We start from the raw sequence: 17078 nt of genomic DNA on the forward strand, positions 1-17078 counted from the left end.
CGGCGTGGTCTCCACGTTCGACCCTCCCGACCTGATCGCCGGGGACGCGCTGCCGCACGCCGCCCTCGCGCGCAAGCGCTGGATCGGACTGCTCGTCGTCATCGGGAGCCTCGTGATCATGAGCCTCGCGAGCCTCGCGATCGGCACCCAGTCGGTCGGCCTGGGCACCGTCTGGCGGGCGGTGACCGACTACACCGACACCGGCGACGAATGGATCGTGCACGACCTGCGCATCCCCCGCACCGTGCTGGGCATCGTGGTCGGCGTGTGCCTGGGACTGTGCGGCGCGCTGATCCAGGGCATCACCCGCAACCCGCTCGCCGACACCCAGATCCTCGGGATCAACTCGGGTGCAGGACTGTTCGTGGTCTCGGCCATCGCCTTCGGTGGCATCACATCGCTGATGTCGTACATCTGGTTCGCGTTCCTCGGCGCGCTGGTGGCCATGGTGTTCGTGTTCGCCGTGGGCATGACCGGCCGGGCCGAGGCGACACCGGTGCGTGTACTGCTCGCCGGTGTCGCGATCGGCGCGGTGATGGACGGGGTCGGCTACACGATCCGTCTGCGCAACCCACGTGCCTTCGACAAGCTCCGCTTCTGGGACGCCGGCGCGTTCGACGGCAGGCCGCTGTCCACGGTGTGGGTGATCGCGCCGTTCGTCGTCGTCGGGGTTCTGCTGGCGATACACGTGAGCCGGTCTCTCAACGCGGTCGCCCTCGGCGACGACCTCGCCGCGGCCATGGGCGGCAACGTGATCCGCACCCGCGTGCTCGGGCTCGTGTCGGTGACCCTCCTCGCGGGATCGGCCACCGCCGCCGCGGGGCCCATCGGATTCGTGGGCCTGATGGTCCCGCACGCAGTGCGGTGGTTCACCGGTCCCGACTGGCGCTGGATCTGCGCCTACTGCATCGTCGCCGCCCCGTCGTTGATGCTCGCGGCCGACATCGTCGGCCGCGTCATCGTGGCACCGGGCGAGCTGCCGGTCGGCATCGTCACGGCGTTCCTCGGCGCGCCCGTCCTGGTCTGGCTCATCCGTCGATCGAACGCGACCGGCCTGTGATCCGCGCGGCCGCGCTCATGGTGCGCGGGAGGTCTCACGACGACATCGACTTCGGACACCGCCAGCTCGTCCTGCGGCGCGGCCGGCACCTGTCGCTGCGCGCCTCCACCCGAACCGTCGCCTCGCTGTCGGTGCTGGCGATCGGCAGCGTGGTGCTCGCCGTGGTCGCGTTGGGCATCGGGGAGTACCCCGTCTCGCCGATGGACGTGCTGCGGGTCGTCGCCGGCCAGGACGCCTCCTTCACCCGTGTCGTCGTGCTCGACTTCCGGATGCCCCGCATCCTGCTGGCCCTGGTGATCGGTGCGGCGCTGGGGATCTCGGGCGCGATCTTCCAGGCGCTGACCCGCAATCCGCTGGGCAGCCCCGACGTCATCGGGTTCACCACCGGCGCCTACACGGGCGCTCTCGTCGCGATCGCGGCGTTCGGCGGCGGCTACTACCTGACCGCACTCGGCGCCACGATCGGCGGAATCCTCACCGCCGTCGTCGTGTATCTGCTCGCCTACCGCAACGGCGTCGCCGGATTCCGGCTGATCATCGTGGGGATTGCGATCGGCGCCGCGCTCAGCTCGGTGAACCAGTGGATCGTCATCCGCATCAAGCTGCAGCAGGCCGTCACCGCATCCATCTGGAACCAGGGCACGCTCAACGGTCTCGAATGGGATCAGCTCTACCCCGTGCTGGTGTGTGTGCTGCTCGCCGTCGCGGCACTGCTCACGATGGGTACGCGGCTGCCGATCATGCAGATGGGCGACGACGCCGCGGGCGCACTCGGTGTGCGTCCCGAGCGGGCGCGGGTCGGGTTCTTCGTGATCGGCGTGGTACTGGTGGCGGTCGCCGCCGCAGCCGCCGGCCCCATCTCCTTCGTCGCCCTCGCCGCCCCGCAACTCGCCCGTCGTCTCACCGGTGCGCCCGGGGTCGGCATGATCTCGGCCGGCGTCATGGGGGCGTTCCTGCTGCTGCTCAGTGATCTCGTCGCCCAGAAGATCGTGGCCCCGGCGCAACTGCCCGTCGGTGCGGTCACGGTGTCGGTCGGAGGGCTCTATCTCGTGTATCTGCTCGTCGTCCAGGCCAGGAGGGCCCGATGACCGACATCAGCCTGCAGGCGAAAGGCCTGTCCCTCGGGTACGGCACCGACCTGATCGTCGACGGACTCAGCGTCGACATCGTCCCCGGTGCGATCACCGCGATCGTCGGACCCAACGCCTGCGGTAAGTCGACGCTGCTCCGCGGACTGGCGCGACTGCTGCGGCCGGCGGGTGGACTCGTCGTGCTCGACGGCGCCGACATCTCCTCGCTCGACACGAAGGACGTCGCCCGCAGGCTGGGTCTCCTGCCGCAGTCGTCGATCGCGCCGGATGGCATCACCGTCGCCGATCTCGTCGCCCGCGGGCGTTTCCCGCACCAGAAGCTGTTCCGGCAGTACTCCCGCGACGACGAGGCAGCCGTCCGGGATGCGCTCGCCGCCACCGGCATCTCGGAGATCTCCGGTCGACCGGTCGACGAGCTGTCCGGTGGTCAGCGACAACGGGTCTGGGTCGCGATGGTGCTCGCACAGCAGACCCCGCTCATCCTGCTCGACGAGCCGACAACCTTCCTCGACATCGCCCACCAGATCGAATTACTCGACCTGTTCACCGATCTGAACGCCGAGGCTGATCGCACCGTCATCGCCGTCCTGCACGATCTGAACCACGCCTGCCGCTTCGCCCACCACATCATCGCGATGAAGGCGGGATCGATCGTGGCGCAGGGTGATCCGTCCGAGGTGATCACCGCCGAGCTGGTCGAGGAGGTCTACGGTCTGCGGTGCCGCATCATCGACGACCCCGAGACGGGGACCCCGCTGGTGATCCCGCGCGCCTCTCGTCGCGGCCCGTCACCGACCGGAGGACCGCTGCCGCTCGTCGTCGGTGAACCCCTCGGCGACGACGGTCCGCCCCTCGGTGCGTGACGTGCGTTTGCGCTGCTGGTAGCCGGCCATGGAGTCGAACGCCGCGGAGACCCCGCCCGCGGTCGCCGCGTAGGTCATCGACTTCTCGGGCGCGAAACCCAGGCCCGCGCCGACCTCGACGGCATCCATGTTCGCGCCGAGGAACACGAAATCCCACGAGTACTCCGATTCCTGCCGCCCGATCAGCTCCCGCACGGACTCGTTCGTCCACTCGCGACTCGAGTTCTCGTGACCGTCGGTCATCACCACCACCGTCACCGAGCCGGGCCTCGACTCCTCGGGCAGTGCGGCCAGCCCCGCACCGACCTCGGTGACGAACCGACCGACGGCGTCGTAGAGGGCGGTCATCCCGCGCGGTTCGAGGACCAGCGGCGGCACCGAGGCGATCGGACGGTCGGTGTACACGAGCTCGTAATGGTCGTCGAACTGGGCCAGGGTGACCACCGTGGAGCCCTCGGCCGCACGTTCGGTCGCGATGAACGCGTCGAAGCCGCCACGCGTGTCGTCGGCGATGGACTGCATGGAGCCGGATCGATCGAGCAGCGCGGCGACGAGGGACAGATTCGGGTCGGTCATGGTGGACTCCTTGCGGTCACCGTCGCGAACGCGACGTCGGGTGGAACTCGATGAGGCGAACCGTACGGGCGTGCACCGACAGCGACAGACCCCCGCGACATCGCCCCATCGAGTTTGGTAAGCCTCACCTAGTAGGCTCGACCGGGATGAGAGGTGGTCAGGTGCGGGTGAGCGGCGGCTGGGTCCTGCGGCGCACCGTCACCCGCAACGCCCGATGGCTCGTGGGCGGATCGACCCTCATCGGCGGATGGCAGCTGTGCGAGGTGTCGGTGCCGATCCTCATCGGCGTCATCGTCGACCGCGCGGTGTCGACCGGATCGTATGCGTCCATCACCTTCTGGATCGCGGTGCTCGCGGCCCTGTTCGTCCTCTTGACCACGCTGTATCGCCTCGGTGCTCGCCGGCTGATGTTCGGCATCGCCCGCGAATCGCACCTGCTGCGCGATGAGCTGAGCGCCCGGGCACTCGACCGCGACGGCCTCGCCGCGCCGAAGGGGCGCGCCGAGGCGTTCTCGGCAGGCGAGCTGCTGTCCATCTCGACCACCGACGCCGACAACACCTCCTACGTCATCGATTACGTGCCCAGGGTCGTCAGCGCGGTGGTCGGCACCCTCGCCTGCGGAATCGTCCTGCTGTCCATCGACCTGGTGCTCGGGGCGCTTGTCCTCATCGGGATCCCCCTGGTGGTGCTCGGCCTGCAGGTCACCGCCCCGATGATCGCCCGACGCGTCGAGGCGCAGCAGGACGAGGTGGGACGAACGTCGGGCATGGCCACCGACCTCGTCAGCGGGTTGCGGCCGCTGCAAGGCATCGGCGCCACCGGGGCGGCGGCCGACCGCTACCGCAGATCGAGCCGCAGATCGCTGTCGGCATCGCTGCGCGCCGCCCGGATCCAGAGCGCACACGCGGGCGCCGCGGCCGCCGCCGGCGCCTTGGCGGCCATGGGCGTCGCGGTGGTCGCGGTGTACTACGCGCTGGCCGGTGACATCGGTATCGGCGCACTCATCACCGTCATCGGGCTCGCGCAATACCTCATCGACCCGTTCGCGGTGCTGGCCATCGTGCCCAGCTGGGTGGCCGAGGCCCGCGCCAGTGCCAACCGGGTCGCGCAGGTGCTCGCGGCCCCATCGCTTCGTGCCGACCGGCCGATGACCCCGCCGCGACCGGGTCTCGCCGACGAAGGGCGGACCGCCGCGGTGACCGTGAGATGTGATGCGCACGAGATGCTTCCGGGTCTGCGCCTCGATGTCTCCGCCGGCGAGTTCGTCGCCGTCGTCGCCCCGGCGGCGCGCGACGCGGTGGCGCTGATCGATCTCCTCGCAGGCACCCCGGGTGCCCCGGCCGGCGCGGTCCGTGTCGGCGGCCGACTCCTCGAGGACATCCCCACGGGCAGCCGCAGCGCCGCCATCGTGGTCGAACACCACGACGCCCACCTGTTCACCGGGACGCTCGGCAGCAACATCCTGTGGGGTGCCGCCACGAGCCGAGGCGGGCGCGACCATCGATCGGCCGATGTGGGGAAAGCGCTGGCCGCCTCCGCGGCCGACGAGGTCATCTCGTTGTACCCGAACGGCTTCGACCATCCGGTCACCGAACGCGGGGCGAGTCTCTCCGGTGGGCAGCGACAGCGGCTCGCCCTGGCCCGGGCCCTCATCGCCGCGCCCGATGTGTTGGTCCTGCACGATCCGACGACCGCGGTCGATGCGGTCACCGAACAGGAGATCGCCGACGGTCTCCGGACCGTGCGGGGCGAGAACGGCCAGACCACCATCGTGGTCACCAGCAGTCCCGCGCTGCTGGCGACGGCCGACCGCGTGTTGCTCCTGCGTGACGGCGCCGTGGTAGCCGAGGGTTCGCACGCAGATCTGATGCACGAGCGGGCCGACTACCGAGAACTGGTGTCGCGATGACGATCCCGGATGTCGCCCCGATCCTGCCGGTGTCGCCGTCGCGTCGCACGTTCGCGTGGATGCGTGCCGATCTGGCCCGGCGTCCGGGCACCGTGATCCTCACGCTGCTGGTCGGGGTGATCGCAGCTGCGGCCGCGGTGATCCCGATCCGTCTCCTGGGCACCCTCGTCGACCGTGTCCGCGACGGCGCCGAGGCCGCCGACATCTGGCCGCTCGCAACGACGATCGGTGTCAGCGCCCTGCTCGCCGGTGTGGGCACCGGGTTCTCGACCTACCTGGTGACGAAACTCGGCGAGGTGTTGCTCGCCGACCTGCGCGAGTCGGTGGTGCGGCGGGCCCTGACCCTGCCGGCCACCACCATCGACGAGTCGGGTCGGGGCGACCTGCTGTCGCGGGTGGGTGCCGACGTGGGTGCGATCGGCAAGGCGGTCTCGCAGGTGCTGCCCACGATGATCAACGGGGTCTTCCTGGGCGTCCTCAGCCTCGTCGGGATGCTCGGTATCGACTGGAGGTTGGGTCTCGCCGGTGCACTGGCGTTGCCGGCGTATGTGTTCGCGGTGCGCTGGTATCTCCCGCGATCGGCGCCGATGTATCGCGACGAGCGGGTGGCGATCGCCGCGCGCGGTCAGGTGATGATCGAGTCACTGCAGGGGATCTCGACCATCGACGCCTACGAGCGACACGACCGTCACGTCGAGGCGATCAGCCTCGCTTCAGCCCGCGCGCGTGACATCTCGGTCGCGGTCTTCACGCAGTTCACCCGATTCAGCGGTCGGATCAACCGCGCGGAGTTCATCGGACTGGCGGCGATCCTCGTCGTCGGGTTCACCCTGGTGCGCAGCGGCGACGTGACCGTCGGGGCGGTCACGGCGGCGGCGTTGCTGTTCGCGCGGTTGTTCAACCCGGTCGGCACGGTGATGTTCAGCTTCGACGAGGTGCAGTCGGCGGGGGCGAGCCTGTCGCGACTGGTCGGCATCATCGACATCGGTGACGGTTCCGACGTCTCCGGCAGCGGGGGCACTTCCGCGGCGGTGCCGCGCACACCCGCCGACGCCGGTGTCGAGGTCCGCGACGTGCACCACGCCTACCACCCCGATCACCCTGTGCTCCAGGGGGTGTCGCTGAGCATCCCGACTGGTACCCGTACCGCGCTGGTCGGGTCCACCGGCGCCGGCAAGACCACCCTGGCCGCCGTCATCGCCGGGATGCTGACGCCGAGTGCGGGGTCGGTGTCGATCGGCGGGGTCGCGGTGGCCGACATCGATCGCGACCGACTCCGCGACCACGTGGCGACGGTGACGCAGGAGGTCCACGTCTTCGCCGGACCGCTCGCCGACGACCTTCGGCTGGCGGCGCCGGACGCGACACGCGACGAGGTCATGGCGGCGATCGCCACGGTGGGCGCGCACGACTGGGTGGGCGCGCTGCCCGACGGCGTCGACACCCGCGTCGGTGAGGGCGGGCTCACGCTGACCGCCGCGCAGGCTCAGCACATCGCGCTCGCGCGCCTGGTCCTGCGCGACCCACGTGTGGTGGTGCTCGACGAGGCGACGGCCGAGGCGGGCAGTGCGAGTGCCCGCGATCTCGAGAACGCCGCACTCGCGGCCACCGCCGGTCGGACCACGCTGGTGGTGGCCCACCGCCTCACCCAGGCCGCCACGGCCGACGCGATCGCGGTGATGGAGCACGGGCAGATCATCCAGTTCGGTTCGCATGCAGAGCTGTTGACCGACTCGGAGGGCCGGTACGCCCAGCTGTGGCGAGCGTGGGAGACCGACCCCTCCGGGCGGTGATCGGCGTCAGGAGTTCGACAGGTCGGCGACCGGCTTTCCCGTGAGTGCGTTCGACAGCTGCGGCACGACGACCTCGATCGCGTACAGCAGAGCGTCGGGTCCGCTGTAGGACAGAGCGCCGGCCAGCGGCGAATCGAACAGCGTGTAGAGGGTGCGGTCCTGTCGCACCACGTCGAGGCGCGTGAACGCCGGCGACGACGCGAGCTGCGCCTCGGTGGCCCCCTCGACGAACAGCACGTCGCGGTCGAGCAGACCGAGCTTCTCCTCGGACACGTCACCCACGGTGTCCTGAGCGGTGAACCCCAGCGCGTCGAACAGGGCGCGTCGGGGATCGTTGGCGCCCAGCAGGTAGTGGCCGCCGTTCTCAGGGCCGTAGTCGACGACGAGGGTCTTGCCCGCGAACTCGGGGTGGGCGGCCTTCGCCGCGTCGATCGCGGAGGTCACCTTCGCAACGAGCGCGCGCGCCTGCGCCTCGCGTCCGAGAGCCTTACCGGTGGTGAGCAACTGGACGTTCCAGGGCGTCTCCTCGTCCTTGTACTCGGCCGACTGGATGACCGTCGGCGCGATCTGGGAGAGCCGGTCGTAGGTCTTGCGGTCGATGGTCTCGTAGATGGCGAAGATCAGATCGGGCTTCGCCTTGGCGATCTCCTCGAAGTCGATGCTGTCGCCCTGCATCGTCGGCACGCCCTTGCCGCCGGTCTGTGCCTGCACCCACGGGAGGTTGTCGTAGTTCTCGAAGAACGCGCGGGTCGTCACCGGCACCACGCCGAGCGCCAGGGTGAAGTCCTGGTCGTTGTACCCGACCGTGACAACACGTTTCGGGTCCGCCGGGACCTTCGTCTCCCCGAACTTGTGCGCGATGGTGACGGTGGGTCCCGACGACGCGGGTTCGGAACCGCCGCCGCAGGCAGCCAGGGTGGCGAGGGCGATGAGGCCGGCGACGAGAAGGGTGAGCACGCGACGACCGCGGGTGGTGACCAGTTTCATGCGATCACCTTAGGCTATGATTACCTAACTTGGAACGGTCAGGCATGCCTGAGGCGCATCATGGAGACATGGCCCTGCCCTCACACGGTCGCTTCGACCACTCCGCCATCGGCGACCGACCACAGTTCGACTGGCCCGGTGGTGCGCGCCTGGCCGTCTACGTCGCCGTCAACTGCGAACACTTCGCCTACGACGCCGGCGCCCCGGGTCTCGGCTACACCCCGGGCATGGATCAGCCGAACACCTACAACTGGGCGTGGCGTGAATACGGCAACCGTGTCGGCGCGTTCCGGCTCGCCGACACCCTGCGCCGCACCGGTATCCGGCCGACACTGCTCGTCAACACCGAGGTGTACGAACACGCCCCCGAGGTGATCGCGGCCTTTCGCGCCCTCGACGCCGATGTCGTCGCCCACGGCCGCACCAACTCGACCCAGCCCAACGCACTGACCCGCGACGCCGAGCGCGCCGAGATCGACGCCGTGTACCGCGCCATCGAGGCCCACGAGGGACGCCCGCCGCGGGGATGGATGAGCCCGGGCGCCAATCCGAGTCGTGTCACCGAGGACCTGCTGGCAGAGCGGGGATTCGCCTACACCCTCGACTGGCCGGTCGACGATCAACCCGTGTGGCTGCGCACCGACGCGGGCCCGCTGCTCAGCGTTCCGTATCCGCACGAGGTGAACGACCTACCGGTCTTCGTCCACCACCACGCCACGGCCGAGACGTTCGAGCACATGATCGTCGACTCGTTCGACGAACTGCTCGAGAACTCGGTCGCGCAGCCGGTGGTGCTGTCGATCTCGACGCACACGTTCCTCACCGGCCAGCCCTACCGGCTACGACGCTTCCGGGCAGCGCTGGAACACATGACATCTCACGCCGACGGGGTGTGGTTCACCACGGCCGGCGACATCGCCGACCACTACCGCGGCCTCTTCCCGCCGAGCTGACCGATCACGGTCGCCGTCAGGGGATACCGACGTCGGTGACGGCCTGCGCCGCGCGACGCTGCTCCGGGGAGAGCGCACCCGGATCCACCGGACGCGCCCGCTCCCACTTCCCGTGGACGGGGCAGCGCTGCCAGCGACTACCTCCGAGTCGGACAGCCTTCAGCGAGACCATCGGGATCCAGATGGTCGAGTAGAGGCCACCGGACGCGCACCGTACGACTGTTCTCTTCACCCGATCGATCATTCGCCTGCCGAACGAGCCGCGCAAGGCCTGCTCAGATCCCGTACAGCCGTTCCCAATTGGTCGTACTGGTCAATTCGGGCATCGCCGCACGGTACTGCTCGGCGACCGCGGGGGCCTCGCGGCGGAAGCGCAGCGACAACCGCACGAGTCGGTCGGTCATCTCGCGGGCCAGGTCGCGGCGGTAGCGCCGCTCGCGACAACCGTGTTGTGAGGCGTCGGTGACGAAGACGTGGTCGAACTGTCCGACGTGCCACCAGGCGGCATCCTCGAACGACACCGCCACCGGGCCGCCGATCAACCGGCCGCGGGCGTGGGCCACCACGCGTTTGGCGAGCACGGCGTTCTCCCACCCCGGCTTCGGCGGGGGAGCGGCCCGACGGATGGGCACCGAGGCCGGCACCGCGGTCATCGGCGTGATCACGGTCTCGGCGAAGCGCTTGCGTTCGGCGTTGATCTCCGCGAGCGCCGTGGCGCCACCGTCGTCGAGAATCGAAGGGCCGTCGAGGAAGTCGTTCAGTGCCCGCAGTTGGGTGTACGCCAGGCCGTACTGCAGGCTCACGATCGACTTCGTGATGTCGCGGGCGAGTTCCTTGATCACCGCATCGGCGCCGAACCCGGGTTCGAGTGCGGCGGTGATGAGTCCGTTGCGGGTGGCGAAGTAGTGGGCGAAGCCGTCGACGTCCTTCCAGTAGAAGTCGGCGTGCCAGACCCCGGCGCCGGGCAGGGTGACCGTCGGGATGCCCGACCGTGCCGCGCGCAGACCGTATTCCACGTCGTCCCACTGGAAGAACACCGGCAGCGGCATCCCGATCCGTTCCACCACCTCGGCGGGGATGAGGCAGGTCCACCAGCCGTTGTACTGCGCGTCGATGCGACGGTCGGTGATCTTCTTGAGCATGTCCTTGTTCTGCTGCGCGTACTTGTCGCCCGCGACCCCGCGGCGCAGGGTCACGAGGTCTACGCGTTCGGCGGAGGCCAGCAGATAGGTCGGGTTGTGCAGGAACAACATCTGCGCGCCGACGATCGCCGGTGACTCGGTCATCGACGCGAAGGCGCCGAGCCGCAGTACGGTCTCCGGCTCGCACAGGATGTCGTCGTCCATCAGGATCACGTCGCCCTGCGGGTTGCGTCGCACCGCCTCGAGCAGTCCGCGGCTGAAACCGCCTGCACCACCGAGGTTTCCCTGCTGGATGTAGTGGAGTTTGTCGCCGAACACCGGTCGCACCTCGGTGAACAACGGGTGTTGGTCGACGGTGTCGGTGCCCTGATCGACCACCCAGACTCCGTCGACCGCCGCCATGGCATGCTCATCCGACGCCAGCGCCGCCACCGTCTCCGCGCACTGCGGGACCCGGTTGTGGGTGCAGATCGCGACCGAGACGGGTCGCTGCGGACCGACCGCGGCCACCGACCACTCGACCGAGTCGACGCGGGCTGCGCCGTCGATCGCCTCGAAGCTCAACCACATCGCGCCACCGTCGGCGAACACGTTCAGCGGCGCCTCCATCTCGATGGTCTGGGGGCCGTCGACGGCCGGGTCGGTCAGCTCGACGGCGTCGACGATGCGCTGGTGGCTGCCGATGTCCGATGCCATCAACACCGCGCGGAAATGCGCCGACACGTGGACCTGCAGGCTGACGGTGACCGTCGAGGCGCTCGTCCAGCGCTGCCAGTAGCTGGCGGGGAAGCGACCGAAGAAGGTGTTCATGTCGGCGCGCGCTCCCCGCTGCAGATGCAGGGTCGAGCGGGTCTGATCTCCGCTCCCGTGCCGGACGACGGCGTACAGGGCTGCGTTGGCGACGGGCGTGGTGCCCGCGAACAGTCCGCGGGCGACGACGCGCCGGCCGTCGGGTGTCTCGTCGTGGACCGGTCGGGGCGCCGTGTCGGGGGAGGTCACCGTGGCAGACTATCGCGACCGCACGCGCCCGCCCCCGACCGTGAGGTGACGACGGGCCTCTCAGACGTGAACCACGGATCACCGGCGTGGGTCCGCGCTGGGGACACCGACCTCGGCCTCTGACACCCCGCCACCGGCGGGGCGCCGCGGCATCGGGCAGTGTTGTCGCCATGAGCGATCAGCACAACCGCGCCCGGATCGGCGTCATCGGGGGGACGGGGTTCTACTCGTTCTTCGATTCCGACGCCGAGCAGATCGAGATCGACACCCCCTTCGGCGCCCCGAGCGCGCCGGTGTCGGTGGGCACCGTCGACGGTGTCGACGTCGCGTTCGTCCCCCGACACGGACTGCACCACGAGTACCCGCCGCACCGCGTGCCGTACCGCGCGACGATGTGGGCGCTGCGGTCACTCGGTGTGCGTCGCGTCCTCGCGCCGTGTGCGGTCGGCAGTCTCGTCGCGGAGATCGGACCCGGGGCGGTGGTCATCCCCGACCAGCTCGTCGACCGGACGTCGGGGCGTGAGCAGACGTACTTCGACACCGATGCCGTGCATGTCAGCTTCGCCGACCCGTACTGCCCGCAGCTGCGGGCCGCGGCACATGAGGCCGCGGTCGCGGTGCCCGCGAAGCCGCCGGTGGTCGACGGCGGGACGATGGCGATCGTGGAGGGCCCGCGCTTCTCCACCCGTGCGGAGAGCCAGTGGTTCGCCCGGCAGGGCTGGACCCTGGTCAACATGACCGGGCACCCCGAGGCCGTCCTCGCCCGGGAACTCCAGATGTGTTACGCCCCCATCGCTCTCGTCACCGATTACGACGCCGGCGTCAACGCCGGTGAGGGCGTGTCGGAGGCTGATGTGTACGCCGTCTTCGAGCGCAGCCTCGCGATGCTGAAGGGATTGTTGACCCACACCGTCGCCCTCGTGGATACCGACGGCGAGTGTGACTGCGCCGCAGGCGGACACGATCTCGCCGCACTGCTCCCGGGTCTGTCGTGAGCCGCGTCCTGCTCACCGGCGCCGCCGGGTTCATCGGGTCGCACATCCGACGACAGTTGCTCGAGCGCGGCCACGACGTCGTCGCGGTCGACGGCATGATCCCCGCCGCGCACGGCCCCGACGCGCAGGCCCCCGACGGGGTGCAGGTCGCCAATCTCCGCACCGCCGACATCGATTCGATGCTCGACGGTGTCGATGTGGTGTGCCATCAGGCCGCGATGGTGGGTGCCGGCGTCGATGCACGCGACGCCCCCGACTACGCCGCCGACAACGACCTCGTCACCGCGCGACTGCTCGCCGCGATGTACCGGGCCGGCTGCTCACGCCTCGTGCTCGCGTCGTCGATGGTGGTCTACGGCGACGGCACCTACACCGACGCGGTGGGTGCGCCGGTCGACCCGCCCGCGCGCACGACCGACGCGCTCGAGGCCGGTCACTTCGAGCGTTACCTCGCCGACGGCACCCCCGCGCAGTGGGCGTTGACGCCGGAGAGCGCGCCGATCGCCCCCCGCAGCTACTACGCCGCGAGCAAGGCCGCGCAGGAGGCGTTCGCCATGGCGTGGACATTGGAGACCGGTGGCTCGGTCGCCGCCCTGCGCTACCACAACGTCTACGGCCCCCACATGCCCCGCGACACCCCGTACGCCGGGGTCGCGGCCATCTTCCGGTCGCAGTTGGAGAACGGTCAGGCGCCGACGGTGTTCGAGGACGGCGGCCAGATGCGGGACTTCGTCCACGTCGACGACATCGCCCGCGCCAACGTCGCCGCGATCGAGAACACGCCGCCCGGCTTCGACGCGTTCAACGTCTGCTCGGGTCACCCCATCACCATCGGCGAGGTCGCCGCGGAGTTGTGCAAGGCCATCGACGGCCCCGAGCCGGTCACCACCGGGCGGTTCCGGCCCGGCGACGTGCGGCACATCGTCGCCGATCCGGCGCACGCCCGCGAGACGTTGGGCTTCACCGCCCAGATCACCCCGCCCGAGGGGATCGGCGAGTTCGCGACCGCACCCCTGCGATAGACGTCACCGCGCCCCTGCGGGACTGATCGCGAGCTCTGTCACCAATGCGTGCGGACGATGCTGTTGATGAGCAGGGCCGTCAGCACCTGTGCGGCGAGCCAGAACCGCTGGTGTCGCGGCGGTAGCAGCGCGGTGGTGGTGAGGATCCAGGCGCCGAAGGGGAGCCAGATGCGCTCGGTCTCGGCCTTGCTCAGTCCGCTGAGGTCGGCCAGCGCCATCGCGAGCAGCCCGGCGAGGCCCAGGATCACCACGGCCTCGCGGCGGGCGATGGGGCGGCGACGCAGTGCGCGTCCGAGGCCGACCACGGCGGCGGGTCCGACCGCGCACATCGACGCCGCGAAGTTCGCCCACACCCAGTACGAGTACGGCCGTTTGCTGGCGATGCCCTGGTAGTAGCGCTCGTAGACGAGGTGATAGCCGTCGAGCCACCAGAATCCCGCCGCGGCGAACACCGCCACCACCAGCAGGGCAGCCGGTATCGCCCACAGCAGTGGTCGCCACGCGCGCGCCACGATCAGCGTCGCGACCGCGATCACCCCCATCAGGGTGAGGCCGTAGTTGCAGAAGATGCCGAACGCCAGGAGCAGGCCTGCGCCGACACCGGCGAGCGCGCGCACCCGGCCACGGTCGGTGGTGGCCGACACCGCCAGCAGCGCGACACCCCACGCGACCACACCCATGAAGTACCCGTCGGCCGACACCCCGATCCACACCGCGCCGGGGGTCACCGCGGCGAACGGCGCGATCCGCCGCGCGGTCGACTCGTCGGCAAGGCAGCGCACCGCGACACAGAGCGCCATCACCGCGCTGGTGCCGACCACGATGCAGAACACGCCGGCCCGCGTGCCGGTACCGAGACCCACGCGATCGAGCAGCACGAAGCTCAGCAGCGCCCCCACGGGATGTCCGGAGACGTGGGTGGGCCACGAGTTCGGTTGGAAATCGAGGATCCGCGAGTCGAACGTGGAGAGGAGCCGGCCGATGTCGGTCACGCCGCGTGCGGTGGGGAGGTACTCGTCGGGGCGGTCGAGCTGTGTGGAGATGCCGCGGGTCCACCCGTCGATGAGAGCGAGGCTCAGGGTCCACGCGAGCGCGACGATCCAGGTGACGGCGAGCAGGGCGCGCCACCGCAGCGTGCGTGCGACCCAGGGGCCGAACGCGATCACCAGCAGCCCGATGGCCACGGCGACGGCGGTGCTGTAGTTGCCGTGGGGGTCGACGCCACCGAACAGTGGCGGTGCGAGCACGAAGATGTTGAGTTTGAGCTCCGGTGACCCGTAGAAGGGGACGAGGATCGCGGTGAGCAGCAACGCGGCCGCGGCGCCGATGGCGGCGGTGTCGCGAAACCACCTCGGCCGACCGGCGGGCGAGGCACCCCGGGGGAGTTCCTCGCGGATGTCCGTTTCGTCGCTCTGTGTGGCCGTCACCGTTCCAATCTAGGCATCGAGCACGTCCATTCGACCGCCACCGCACCGCAGCGGGGTGTGCGGTGGTCACGTTATGGTTCGAGCATGGCCTTTTCGCTTCGCGACTCCGGTCCGAGCCAATAGCCTCGGACACGATGGACACCCCTGCCTGTACGACCCCTGTCGACACGACCACGGTCACGGTCGTCATCCCGTGTCGCGACGAAGCGCGGTCGCTGCCCGATGTGCTGGCCGCGATGCCGGACGGCTACCGCCCCCTGGTCGTCGACAACGGCAGCACCGACGGAACCGCCGAGGTCGCCACCGCACACGGCGCTGTCGTTGTGTACCAACCGGTTCCGGGCTACGGCAGTGCGGTGCACGCCGGGGTGCTCGCCGCCGAGACCGAGATCGTCTGCACCATCGACGGCGACGGGTCGATGGATCCGGCGGACCTGACAGCCCTCGTCGCACTGCTCGCCGACGGAGCCGACCTCGCGGTCGGGTGCCGCAAACCGGTCGAACGCGGCGTGTGGCCACTGCACTCGCGCCTCGGAACACTCTGGGCGGCGCGCCGTTTGCGGCGCACACTCGGCATCGACGTCCACGACATCGGCCCGATGCGCGCCGCGCGCCGGAAGCGGCTGCTGGAGTTGGACATAGAGGACATGCGCTTCGGGTACCCGGTGGAGTTGCTGTCCCGCGCCGCCGCCGCCGGGTGGGCGATCGCCGAGACCGACGTCTCGTACCGCCCGCGCACTGCGGGGACGTCGAAGGTGTCGGGGTCGTTTCTCGGATCGGCCCGTGCCGCTCGCGATTTCCTCGGCGCACTGAGCTCGGGGACACGGTCGTGAGTGCGTCGCGCGCGGTCCTGGTGGTCGCCAAGGCGCCCGTGCCGGGACGGGTGAAGACGCGCCTCATGTCGCAGTACTCCGCCGTCGAGGCCGCGACGCTGGCGTCGGCGGCCCTGCTCGACACCCTCGACACGGCGTTGTCGGTGCCCGACGCGATCGTCGTGGTGTCACTCGCCGGTGTGATCGACGACGCCGTGGGATCCGACGATCTGCGCGCGCGTCTGTCTCGAACCACTGTGATGGAACAGCACGGGGACACACTCGGCGATCGTCTCAACCGGGCTCACCGCGACGCCGCCGCGCAGGTGGCCGGCGGGCGGGTGATGCAGATCGGGATGGACACCCCCCAGGTCTCGGTGGACCTGCTGCTCAGCGGGCTCGACGCGCTCGACGGCCACGATGCCGCGCTCGGCCTCGCCACCGACGGCGGATGGTGGGGGCTCGCGCTCGACGGCGCCCGCGGGGCGCATGTGCTGCCCGGTGTCGCGATGTCGCAGTCGGACACCGGTGAGCGGACTCGGGACGCGCTGCAGCGAGAAGGCTGTAGCGTGGCACTCCTGAAGTCCTTGACCGATGTGGACCATCCGGTGGACGTGACCGAGGTGGCCGAGACCTGTGCCCCGACGAGCGCGTTCGCGAGGGTATCCGCCGAATTGAGATCGGCGGTGGCCCATGAGCGTTCCTGACGGTTTCTCCCCGGATCAGTTCTCGTCCGACCAGGGTCACGGCGCCGTCGACCTGTCCGACGAGAACCCGCATTTCGACGACGCCTTCCTCGACGCCGTACGCGGACAGAACAGTTGGCTGCGGTTGGCCGACGGCACCCGCACGTGCCTGCCGGTGACGCGCTGGCTGGGGACGAGCGGCGACCACGAGGACGCCGCCTTCGATCGGCACATCGCCCGGCTCTGTTCAGGTCCCACCATCGATCTCGGGTGCGGCCCGGGTCGGCTGGTGAGCGAACTGATCGACCACGGTGTGTGCGCCCTCGGCGTCGACCGCAGTGCCCGCGCCATCGCGATGACACGCAAGCGTGGCGGTGTCGCGTTGCGCCGCAGCATCTTCGAACGGATGCCCGGTGAGGGAGATTGGCATCACGCACTCCTGATCGACGGCAACGTCGGCATCGGCGGTGATCCGCACGAGGTGGTGCGTCGGGCCGCGAATCTGCTCACCCCCGGCGGGACCGTGATCGTCGAGCTCGAATCCGGGGTCGGCTCGGCGCCCGGATGGAACGCGTCGGTGTGGTCGGGTGCGGTGCGCGTGGAGTCACGCAACGTCGCGGGGCCCTGGTTCCCCTGGGCGCGTGTCGGGGTCGGGGCCGCCCGTGAGATCGCCGAGCGCGCCGGGCTGCGGATGGGCACCGCCCACGTGATCTCCGGACGACACCTCGTCGAGCTCGTCCGTCCCTGACCCGTCGGCCCTGA

Annotated in this window: 16 protein-coding genes; 11 read left to right on the top strand and 5 right to left on the bottom strand. The window is 70.0% G+C overall.

Features of this window, described 5'->3' with window-relative positions; translation table 11 throughout:
* The first annotated feature begins 4 nt into the window (after positions 1 to 4).
* Genes ACLBW1_RS03890 through ACLBW1_RS03900 form a run of 3 tightly spaced genes read left to right on the top strand, consistent with a single transcriptional unit; the run spans position 5 to position 3014 of the window.
* Positions 5 to 1060 (top strand): FecCD family ABC transporter permease, encoded by a 1056-nt coding sequence (locus ACLBW1_RS03890; RefSeq protein ID WP_447810195.1) that lies wholly within the window; start codon positions 5 to 7, stop codon positions 1058 to 1060.
* A gap of 17 nt (positions 1061 to 1077) precedes the next feature.
* A complete protein-coding gene (locus ACLBW1_RS03895) occupies positions 1078 to 2148 on the top strand; it encodes a FecCD family ABC transporter permease (RefSeq protein ID WP_447811131.1) in 1071 nt (356 codons plus the stop codon).
* Positions 2145 to 3014, top strand: a complete 870-nt coding sequence (locus ACLBW1_RS03900; RefSeq protein WP_447810196.1) for an ABC transporter ATP-binding protein — start codon at positions 2145 to 2147, stop codon at positions 3012 to 3014. The genes ACLBW1_RS03895 and ACLBW1_RS03900 overlap by 4 nt, the downstream gene beginning before the upstream one ends.
* Here ACLBW1_RS03900 and ACLBW1_RS03905 read toward each other — a convergent pair.
* A complete protein-coding gene (locus ACLBW1_RS03905; RefSeq protein ID WP_447810198.1) occupies positions 2940 to 3590 on the bottom strand; it encodes a VWA domain-containing protein in 651 nt (216 codons plus the stop codon). The genes ACLBW1_RS03900 and ACLBW1_RS03905 overlap by 75 nt on opposite strands.
* Positions 3591 to 3736: 146 nt before the next feature.
* Here ACLBW1_RS03905 and ACLBW1_RS03910 point away from each other — a divergent pair, with 146 nt between their 5' ends.
* Together ACLBW1_RS03910 and ACLBW1_RS03915 are read left to right on the top strand one after the other, a co-directional pair.
* On the top strand, positions 3737 to 5500 hold the full coding sequence (locus ACLBW1_RS03910) for an ABC transporter transmembrane domain-containing protein (protein WP_447810199.1): 1764 nt from the start codon (positions 3737 to 3739) through the stop codon (positions 5498 to 5500).
* Positions 5497 to 7293, top strand: coding sequence for an ABC transporter ATP-binding protein (locus ACLBW1_RS03915; RefSeq protein ID WP_447810201.1), 1797 nt, complete (start codon positions 5497 to 5499; stop codon positions 7291 to 7293). The genes ACLBW1_RS03910 and ACLBW1_RS03915 overlap by 4 nt, the downstream gene beginning before the upstream one ends.
* Positions 7294 to 7299: 6 nt before the next feature.
* On the opposite strand, the gene ACLBW1_RS03920 is transcribed toward ACLBW1_RS03915, so the two are convergent.
* A complete protein-coding gene (locus ACLBW1_RS03920) occupies positions 7300 to 8280 on the bottom strand; it encodes an ABC transporter substrate-binding protein (protein WP_447810202.1) in 981 nt (326 codons plus the stop codon).
* A gap of 68 nt (positions 8281 to 8348) precedes the next feature.
* Between ACLBW1_RS03920 and ACLBW1_RS03925 the strand changes: the two genes are divergently transcribed.
* Positions 8349 to 9233 (top strand): polysaccharide deacetylase family protein, encoded by an 885-nt coding sequence (locus ACLBW1_RS03925; protein ID WP_447810203.1) that lies wholly within the window; start codon positions 8349 to 8351, stop codon positions 9231 to 9233.
* 16 nt (positions 9234 to 9249) lie between these two features.
* Here the strand turns inward: ACLBW1_RS03925 and ACLBW1_RS03930 are convergent, their stop codons facing one another.
* Positions 9250 to 9465: a hypothetical protein gene (locus tag ACLBW1_RS03930; protein WP_447810204.1), complete on the bottom strand. Its 216-nt coding sequence runs from the start codon at positions 9463 to 9465 to the stop codon at positions 9250 to 9252.
* Between the two features lie 43 nt (positions 9466 to 9508).
* Positions 9509 to 11374, bottom strand: a complete 1866-nt coding sequence (locus ACLBW1_RS03935) for a glycosyltransferase (protein ID WP_447810205.1) — start codon at positions 11372 to 11374, stop codon at positions 9509 to 9511.
* A 170-nt stretch (positions 11375 to 11544) separates the two neighbouring features.
* Here ACLBW1_RS03935 and ACLBW1_RS03940 point away from each other — a divergent pair, with 170 nt between their 5' ends.
* Positions 11545 to 12369, top strand: a complete 825-nt coding sequence (locus ACLBW1_RS03940; RefSeq protein WP_447810206.1) for an S-methyl-5'-thioadenosine phosphorylase — start codon at positions 11545 to 11547, stop codon at positions 12367 to 12369.
* The gene (locus tag ACLBW1_RS03945) at positions 12366 to 13391 is read left to right on the top strand and encodes an NAD-dependent epimerase/dehydratase family protein (RefSeq protein ID WP_447810207.1); all 1026 of its coding nucleotides are present in this window, start codon (positions 12366 to 12368) and stop codon (positions 13389 to 13391) included. The genes ACLBW1_RS03940 and ACLBW1_RS03945 overlap by 4 nt, the downstream gene beginning before the upstream one ends.
* A 38-nt stretch (positions 13392 to 13429) precedes the next feature.
* Here ACLBW1_RS03945 and ACLBW1_RS03950 read toward each other — a convergent pair whose 3' ends face one another.
* The gene (locus ACLBW1_RS03950) at positions 13430 to 14818 is read right to left on the bottom strand and encodes a hypothetical protein (RefSeq protein ID WP_447810208.1); all 1389 of its coding nucleotides are present in this window, start codon (positions 14816 to 14818) and stop codon (positions 13430 to 13432) included.
* Between the two features lie 134 nt (positions 14819 to 14952).
* On the opposite strand from ACLBW1_RS03950, the gene ACLBW1_RS03955 reads away from it, so the two are divergent.
* The 3 genes from ACLBW1_RS03955 to ACLBW1_RS03965 are packed head-to-tail and all read left to right on the top strand — an operon-like array spanning position 14953 to position 17064.
* The gene (locus ACLBW1_RS03955) at positions 14953 to 15651 is read left to right on the top strand and encodes a glycosyltransferase family 2 protein (RefSeq protein WP_447810209.1); all 699 of its coding nucleotides are present in this window, start codon (positions 14953 to 14955) and stop codon (positions 15649 to 15651) included.
* The gene (locus tag ACLBW1_RS03960) at positions 15648 to 16337 is read left to right on the top strand and encodes a TIGR04282 family arsenosugar biosynthesis glycosyltransferase (protein ID WP_447810210.1); all 690 of its coding nucleotides are present in this window, start codon (positions 15648 to 15650) and stop codon (positions 16335 to 16337) included. Before ACLBW1_RS03955 ends, ACLBW1_RS03960 begins: the two co-directional genes overlap by 4 nt.
* Positions 16324 to 17064, top strand: coding sequence for a methyltransferase domain-containing protein (locus ACLBW1_RS03965; RefSeq protein ID WP_447810211.1), 741 nt, complete (start codon positions 16324 to 16326; stop codon positions 17062 to 17064). Before ACLBW1_RS03960 ends, ACLBW1_RS03965 begins: the two co-directional genes overlap by 14 nt.
* Positions 17065 to 17078: the final 14 nt, after the last annotated feature.

Source organism: Williamsia sp. M5A3_1d (genome assembly GCF_053345315.1).

Coding starts and splice junctions, on each gene's coding strand:
- ACLBW1_RS03895 (WP_447811131.1), top strand. CDS start 1,078: ATGGTGCGCGGGAGGTCTCACGACGACATCGACTTCGGACACCGCCAG.
- ACLBW1_RS03900 (WP_447810196.1), top strand. CDS start 2,145: ATGACCGACATCAGCCTGCAGGCGAAAGGCCTGTCCCTCGGGTACGGC.
- ACLBW1_RS03905 (WP_447810198.1), bottom strand. CDS start 3,590: ATGACCGACCCGAATCTGTCCCTCGTCGCCGCGCTGCTCGATCGATCC.
- ACLBW1_RS03910 (WP_447810199.1), top strand. CDS start 3,737: ATGAGAGGTGGTCAGGTGCGGGTGAGCGGCGGCTGGGTCCTGCGGCGC.
- ACLBW1_RS03915 (WP_447810201.1), top strand. CDS start 5,497: ATGACGATCCCGGATGTCGCCCCGATCCTGCCGGTGTCGCCGTCGCGT.
- ACLBW1_RS03920 (WP_447810202.1), bottom strand. CDS start 8,280: ATGAAACTGGTCACCACCCGCGGTCGTCGCGTGCTCACCCTTCTCGTC.
- ACLBW1_RS03925 (WP_447810203.1), top strand. CDS start 8,349: ATGGCCCTGCCCTCACACGGTCGCTTCGACCACTCCGCCATCGGCGAC.
- ACLBW1_RS03940 (WP_447810206.1), top strand. CDS start 11,545: ATGAGCGATCAGCACAACCGCGCCCGGATCGGCGTCATCGGGGGGACG.
- ACLBW1_RS03955 (WP_447810209.1), top strand. CDS start 14,953: ATGGACACCCCTGCCTGTACGACCCCTGTCGACACGACCACGGTCACG.
- ACLBW1_RS03965 (WP_447810211.1), top strand. CDS start 16,324: ATGAGCGTTCCTGACGGTTTCTCCCCGGATCAGTTCTCGTCCGACCAG.